This window comes from Qipengyuania sp. (assembly GCF_048550555.1).
Classification (GTDB): Bacteria; Pseudomonadota; Alphaproteobacteria; order Sphingomonadales; family Sphingomonadaceae; genus Qipengyuania.
Map to the genome: position 1 here is coordinate 1 of NZ_JBLYYF010000030.1, position 6,687 is coordinate 6,687.

8 protein-coding genes and 1 pseudogene are annotated in these 6,687 nt (G+C 67.4%); 6 read left to right on the plus strand and 3 right to left on the minus strand.

Annotated elements, in window-relative coordinates:
* Positions 1-535, minus strand: a pseudogene (locus ACN4E0_RS07200) (MarR family transcriptional regulator); the annotation flags it as partial.
* A gap of 122 nt (positions 536-657) precedes the next feature.
* On the opposite strand from ACN4E0_RS07200, the gene ACN4E0_RS07205 reads away from it, so the two are divergent.
* Together ACN4E0_RS07205 and ACN4E0_RS07210 are read left to right on the plus strand one after the other, a co-directional pair.
* Positions 658-1,218: an RNA polymerase sigma factor gene (locus ACN4E0_RS07205; RefSeq protein WP_419566835.1), complete on the plus strand. Its 561-nt coding sequence runs from the start codon at positions 658-660 to the stop codon at positions 1,216-1,218.
* Positions 1,215-1,589 (plus strand): DUF6768 family protein, encoded by a 375-nt coding sequence (locus ACN4E0_RS07210; protein ID WP_419566836.1) that lies wholly within the window; start codon positions 1,215-1,217, stop codon positions 1,587-1,589. Before ACN4E0_RS07205 ends, ACN4E0_RS07210 begins: the two co-directional genes overlap by 4 nt.
* Here ACN4E0_RS07210 and ACN4E0_RS07215 read toward each other — a convergent pair.
* Both ACN4E0_RS07215 and ACN4E0_RS07220 read right to left on the minus strand, forming a co-directional pair.
* On the minus strand, positions 1,586-2,098 hold the full coding sequence (locus ACN4E0_RS07215) for a L,D-transpeptidase family protein (protein ID WP_419566837.1): 513 nt from the start codon (positions 2,096-2,098) through the stop codon (positions 1,586-1,588). The genes ACN4E0_RS07210 and ACN4E0_RS07215 overlap by 4 nt on opposite strands.
* 29 nt (positions 2,099-2,127) lie before the next feature.
* Entirely contained in the window at positions 2,128-3,417 is a 1,290-nt protein-coding gene (locus tag ACN4E0_RS07220) for an adenylosuccinate synthase (protein WP_419566838.1), read from the minus strand.
* Positions 3,418-3,599: 182 nt separating this feature from the next.
* Here ACN4E0_RS07220 and ACN4E0_RS07225 point away from each other — a divergent pair, with 182 nt between their 5' ends.
* The 4 genes from ACN4E0_RS07225 to ACN4E0_RS07240 form a co-directional block, all read left to right on the plus strand.
* Positions 3,600-4,418 (plus strand): aldo/keto reductase, encoded by an 819-nt coding sequence (locus ACN4E0_RS07225; RefSeq protein WP_419566839.1) that lies wholly within the window; start codon positions 3,600-3,602, stop codon positions 4,416-4,418.
* 71 nt (positions 4,419-4,489) lie between these two features.
* The gene (locus ACN4E0_RS07230; RefSeq protein WP_419566840.1) at positions 4,490-5,584 is read left to right on the plus strand and encodes a DUF5694 domain-containing protein; all 1,095 of its coding nucleotides are present in this window, start codon (positions 4,490-4,492) and stop codon (positions 5,582-5,584) included.
* Between the two features lie 47 nt (positions 5,585-5,631).
* Positions 5,632-6,582 (plus strand): rhodanese-related sulfurtransferase, encoded by a 951-nt coding sequence (locus ACN4E0_RS07235; protein WP_419566841.1) that lies wholly within the window; start codon positions 5,632-5,634, stop codon positions 6,580-6,582.
* Positions 6,575-6,687: glutathione S-transferase N-terminal domain-containing protein (locus tag ACN4E0_RS07240; protein ID WP_419566842.1), on the plus strand; the 113-nt coding region annotated here is incomplete at its 3' end. The genes ACN4E0_RS07235 and ACN4E0_RS07240, both read left to right, overlap by 8 nt.

The window sequence follows — 6,687 nt, forward strand, 5'->3', positions numbered from 1 at the left end:
CGCCGCCCTCGCGTTGGCCGGGCGAAAGCCGCTCCAGCCGCTCGGCGATCCGTCCGACCTGTTCGGTCAGCCGCAGCAGCATCAGTCGGTCTTCCTCGCCCATTTCGCGCAGCCGCAGATTGGGAATGCGCGCGAGCACACGGCCGATGGCGATCACCCGTTCGGCGCGCGCGGGATCGACGAGGATCTGCGGCGCGGACATCGAAAAACAGCCGAAGACGTCGTCGAGCGCGCCCATGGTGGTCGAGACCACCAGTTGTGCCCCCGCCTTGCCCCCGCGCATGTCGAGCCGCGAGAGCAGCGCCAGCGCATCGGCGCTCGCCTCGGCGCAATCGACCAGCACGAGGTCGCCCAGCGCGGCCAGCGGCCCCTGGGCATATTCCTCGAGGCTGCAGCAATCGCGGAGGCGAAACCCCGCGGCGAGCGCATCCTCGCGCATCTCCGCCCGCACATGATCGCGATCCGCGAGGACGGTGACCGACAGCTGGCACCCCGACGCATCGCGCACCGGCTCATACTCGAAATCCGCCTGCATCGACTCGCACTCCTTGCTCCCATGTGGAACGTAATGAGAACAAAAAGCGGACAGGTCAAGAAGCGGGGTAAAGTCCTCACATCCGATTGAACCTTTCGGCCCGCTGCTGCGACTATCGCATCATGACAACGACGGGCAGCAAGGACGGACCACCCGCTTCGGCGCGGCTCTATGACGAGCTGCTCGTCACGCTGGTTCAGTCGGGCGACCGGCGCGCGGGCGAGCGGCTGGCGGCGCGCTGGCAGCCGCGGCTGGCGCGGACCGCGCGGCGACTGCTCGGCGAGGACGAGGCGGCGCTCGCCGTGGTGCAGGAGGCGTGGCTATCGATCCTGCGCGGCATCGGCACATTGCGCGATCCCGCGCGCTTCGCGCCCTGGGCCTTCGGCATATTGCGGCGGCGCTGTGCCGATCGCATCCGCCGGGCGCAAGCGGACCGGTCGCGAAGCGGCGAGAGCGAGCACGAGCCCGCCCGGTCCGCATCGGCGGAAGAGGCGGTGACCATCCGCCAGGCCTTCGCCGCGCTGCCGCCCGACCAGCGGCTCGCCGCGCAACTGTTCTTCGTCGAGGGCCTCACCCTCGCCGAGATCGCCGAGGTGCAGGAGGTGCCGCCGGGCACCGCCAAGACGCGCCTCTTCCATGCCCGCCGCAAGCTGAAGGCGGTGCTCACAGGAGACGACACATGACCGATATCGACGACCGTATCCGCGGCGCGCTCGACGCGGATGACGAAGCTTTCCTCGCCCGGCTGGACGACGATCGCGGGCTGTTTCGCCAGCTCGGGGACAGCCTTGGTGGGCCGCTGGGCGGCTGGGCCAAGCTGGTCTTCGCCATGACCTTCGTGATGAGCGCGGCGATGTTCTACTGCGCGTGGCAGGCGTTCATTGCCGTCGATCCACGCGCGACGATCCTCTGGGCTGCCGGAACCGTCGTGCTGGTGATGTCGATCGGCTTCCTCAAGGACTGGCTGTTCAGCCGCATGAACATGTTCATGATCCTGCGCGAGGTGAAGCGCCTGCAGCTGCAACTGGCGATGCTCGAAGAGCGTGGGCGCTAGGGCCGGATCTCGATCGGCGTGCCATCGGGCACGAGGCTCCACAGTTCTTCGATCTCTGCATTGGACATGGCGATGCAGCCATCGGTCCAGTCGCCCGGAATCCGTTCGTCGAAGGCAAGGCCGTTGGGCTGGCCGTGGATGAAGATCAGCCCGCCCGGCGAGCGCCCGCGCGCCCTGGCATAGGCCCGGTCCGCCGCATTGGGATAGTCGATGTGCAGGCTGAGGTAATAGCTCGACTGCGGGTTGCCGTAGGAGATGCGATAGCGCCCCTCGGGCGTGCGCTCGTCGCCCTGGAAGCGCTTGTGCCCCACCGGCTGGTCGCCGAACTGCAGGCCGCTATAGGCGCGGATCACGCGGCCGCCCTGGTAGAGCCAGAGCCTGCGCTCGGACTTGTCGATCAGCACGAAATCGGCCCGCTCGCCCGCGCGCGCCTGCTGCGCCTGCGCACTCGGCACGGGCTGCAGGCAGGCCGCGAACAGGAGAACCAGCGAAAGGGCGAGGGCGCGCATGGTGCGGGCACCATAGCGCGCATTTCTCATCAATCCATGAACGGATCGCGCATCAGGATCGTGTCCTCGCGCTGCGGGCTGGTGGAGACCAGCGCCACGGGCGTTTCGATCAGTTCCTGCACGCGCTGGATGTATTTCACCGCATTGGCGGGGAGGTCGGCATAGCTGCGCGCGCCCGCGGTCGATTCCTTCCACCCCGGCATGCTCTCGTAGATCGGCTCGACCGCGGCCTGGTCGGCCGCGTGGCTGGGGAAGTAGTCCATGATCTTGCCGTGGAGGCGGTAGCCGGTGCAAATCTTCACCTCGTCGAGCCCGTCGAGCACGTCGATCTTGGTCAGCGCGATGCCGGTGACGCCGCTGATCGCGCAGGTCTGGCGCACCAGCACGGCATCGAACCAGCCGACGCGGCGCTGGCGCCCGGTGACGGTGCCGAATTCGTGGCCGCGCTCGCCGATGCCCTCGCCCACCTCGTCCTCGAGCTCGGTCGGGAAAGGCCCGCTGCCGACGCGCGTGGTGTAGGCCTTGACGATGCCGAGCACATAGCCGGTCGCATTGGGGCCGAGGCCGCTGCCCGCGGCGGCGGTGCCGCTGACGGTGTTCGAGCTGGTGACGAAGGGGTAGGTGCCGTGGTCGATGTCGAGCAACACGCCCTGTGCGCCCTCGAACAGGATCTTGGCGCCAGCCTTGCGGACCTTCTTGAGCCGCTTCCACACCGGCTGCGCGAACTGCAGCACGAAGGGCGCGATCTCGCGCAGCTGGGCGAGCAGTTCCTCGCGGTCGATCGGCGGCTGATCAAACCCGGCGCGCAGTGCATCGTGGTGCGCGCAAAGGCGGTCGAGCTGCGGTTCGAGATGGTCGAGATGCGCCAGGTCGCATACGCGGATGGCGCGGCGGCCGACCTTGTCCTCATAGGCCGGGCCGATGCCGCGCCCGGTGGTGCCGATCTTGCCCGAGCCCGCGGCGGCTTCGCGCAGCCCGTCGAGGTCGCGGTGGATCGGCAGGATCAGCGGGCAATTGTCGGCGACGGCGAAATTGTCGGGATTGATCTCGACGCCCTGGCCTTCGAGCTTCTCGACCTCCGCCTTGAGGTGCCAGGGATCGAGCACGACGCCGTTGCCGACGATGCTGAGCGTGCCGGTGACGATGCCCGAGGGCAGCAGCGAGAGCTTGTAGGTCTTGTCGCCGACGACCAGCGTGTGGCCGGCGTTGTGCCCGCCCTGGAAGCGCACGACGGCATCGGCGCGGCTGGCGAGCCAGTCGACGATCTTGCCCTTGCCCTCATCGCCCCACTGGGCACCGATTACGGTCACATTTGCCATGATTACGCCTTTTCCCCTGCCAGGGGATCCACAAGGTCCTTCGACAGGACTCGACCAGGGGATGGAATGGAGAAGCGGGTGTGCCGCTTCAAATGCGGGGCGCGGGGTAGGGGCCTGCGGGTTGCCAGTCAAGCCGCGGAAACATTGCTGCACTGCATCATTGATAGGGCAAAGGAGACCCCATGACCGATTACCCCACCCTCGCCCTCAACGATGGCCGCCAGATTCCTCAGCTCGGCTTCGGCACCTGGCAGATCGAAGAGGAGGACGCCCCCGAGGCCGTCGAGACCGCACTCGAAACCGGATACTGGCTGGTCGATACCGCCGCCATCTACGGGAACGAGCGCGGGGTCGGCAAGGGCATCGGCGACCGGTCCGACATCTTCCTGCAGACCAAGATCTGGAACGAGAGCCAAGGCTACGACCGCACGCTGAAGGCGGCGGACAAGTGCCTCGAACGGCTCGGCCGAGAGCAGGTCGACATGCTGCTGATCCATTGGCCCTGTCCCGGAAAGGACCTGTTCGTCGAGACTTGGAAAGCGCTGATCGAGCTGCGCGACCAGGGCAAGGCGAAGTCGATCGGTGTGTCCAATTTCCGCGAGGAAGATCTGAAGCGGATCGTCGACGAGACCGGCGTCACCCCGGCACTGAACCAGATCGAGCTGCACCCGAGCTTCCAGCAGCGCGAGCTCCGCGCCCTGCACGAGAAGATGGGAATCGTCACCCAGAGCTGGTCCCCTCTCGGCCAGGGCGGCGGCATGGATGCGAGCACGATCCGCGACATCGCGGGCGAGCTGGGCCGTCCCGCGAGCGCGGTGGTGCTGCGCTGGCATATCCAGCACGGCCTGTGCCCGATCCCCAAGTCGACCAGCCGCGATCATATCGAGCAGAATTTCTCCGCACTCTCCTTCGAACTGAACAAGGAGCAGATGGCGCGGATCGACGCGCTCGATACCGACGATGGCCGCCTCGGGCCCGATCCGGCCGCCTTCAACGGCTGAACGGCGGGCCTCTCTTCGAGCATTGACTGTATTATGCAGGCATGACACGCCTCCGCAAAACGGAGAGTGTCATGTCCCTGCTTTTCGCCAGCCTGCTCGTCGCCGCAGCGGCGCCCGTCCAGGCCACCGCCGAACCCGCCGATCCGGTCGCGATCGTCGACGAAGCCGCGCGCGAGCGGGGCGATCTGAGCGCGATACTGGTGCTCGGCACCGCGCATCTCAGCGCGCTGCCCGAGGATTTCGACCGCACCCGCTTCGATCCGCTCCTCGACCGGCTTGCAGACTGGCAGCCCGAGGCGATCGCGATCGAGAATCTGGACGGGCCGCAATGCGATTACCTGCGCGCCTATGTGCATGCCTATCCCGACACGGCGGAAAACTACTGTCCCGATCCCGAACCCGCACGCGCCGCGCTGGGCCTGTCGGGGCCCGAGGCGGACCGCGAGCTCCGCGCGCTGCTGGGCGAGCCCCAGGCCGACAGGGAACCCGCCCAACGGCGGCGGCTGGCGGCGCTGTTCCTCGCGGTGGGCGAACCCGATTCGGCACTGGTCCAGTGGCTCCGCCTCCCCGCAGCCGAACGCCATGCCGGCGACGCGCTGACCGAAGATCTGGCCGCGCAACTCGACAAGCGCATGACCCGGCGCAACGAATCGAGCCTGATCGCGGCGCATCTCGCCGCCCGGCTCGGCCATGAGCGGGTCTATCCGGTCGACGACCATACCGGAGACATCGCCACCGGACCGATCGACGACGAGGATCTCTATGCGCGCGAGATCCGCGCGGCCTGGGACAATCCGGCAACCGCCGAACGCCACGCCGCTTCCGAGGAATGGAACACGCGGCTTAAGGAAGGCACGCTGTCGGTGCTCGAATGGTATCGCCTGATGAACCGCGACAGCGAGGCACGGCTGGCGATGCGCAGCGACTTCGGCGCCGCAGCGGGTGCCCGCCACCCGGGCAATACGGGCCGCAAGTATCTCGCCTATTGGGAGACGCGGAACCTGCGCATGGTCGCCAACCTCCGGCAGGTGATCGGCGCGGGCCGCCGCGTGCTGGCGATCGTCGGCTCCTCGCACAAGCCCTACTACGAGCGCTATCTCGGCATGACGAGCGACGTCGAACTGGCCGATACCGAGGCCGTGCTGGCGGGCGAGACCGGGGACTGACATCGAGGGGTGCCCGAAGCGCTCCTGAGTGCTAACGGGGCGCGATCATGTCGCTGCTCCCCATCCGTATCGCCGCGCTTTACCAGTTCGCGCGGTTCGACGATCCTGCCGCCATCAAGCCGGACCTGCTCGCCTGCCTAGAGGGCGCCGACGTGCACGGCACGCTGTTGCTCGCGCGCGAGGGGATCAACGGCACCATCGCCGGATCGGACGAGGGAATCGAGGCGGTGCTCGTCCATGTCCGCGCTCTCCCCGGCTGCGCGGATATAGAGGTCAAGGAATCGCGCGCCGAGGCGATGCCCTTCCACCGCACCAAGGTGCGGCTGAAGAAAGAGATCGTCACCATGGGCCAGCCCGATCTCGACCCGCTGGCGGGCGTGGGCACCTATGTCTCCCCCGAGGACTGGAATGCGCTGATCTCCGATCCCGACACAATCCTGATCGACACGCGCAATGATTACGAGGTGCAGATCGGAACCTTCGAGGGGGCGATCGATCCCGAGACCAAGAGCTTCCGCGAATTTCCCGACTGGTTCCGCGCGCAGCGCGCCGCGATCGAGGCCGAAGGTCGCACACCGAAGATCGCCATGTTCTGCACCGGCGGCATCCGCTGCGAGAAGTCGACCGCCTTCGCCCGCGCCGAAGGGGTGGAGGAGGTCTATCACCTCAAGGGCGGCATCCTGAACTATCTCGAGCACGTGCCAGAAGAAGAAAGCCTGTGGCGCGGCGAGTGTTTCGTCTTCGACGAGCGTGTCAGCGTGGGCCATGGCCTGAAGCTCGGCGACCATGCCCTGTGCCGCGCCTGTCGCCGCCCGCTCAGCGCCGAGGACATGGCGCACGAGCATTACGAGGCAGGCGTATCCTGCCACCGCTGTCATGGCGAACGCAGCGAGGAACAGCGCGCGCGCTATGCCGAGCGCCAGCGGCAGGAAATGCTCGCCGAGGCGCGCGGGGCGGAGCATGTCGGTCGCAAGGACGGTTCGGAGGCCGATGGCTGAGGCGATCCTCTACAGCTTCCGCCGCTGCCCCTATGCTATGCGCGCCCGCATGGCGCTGAGCATCAGCAACGCGCGCTACGAGCACCGCGAAGTGGTGCTGCGCGA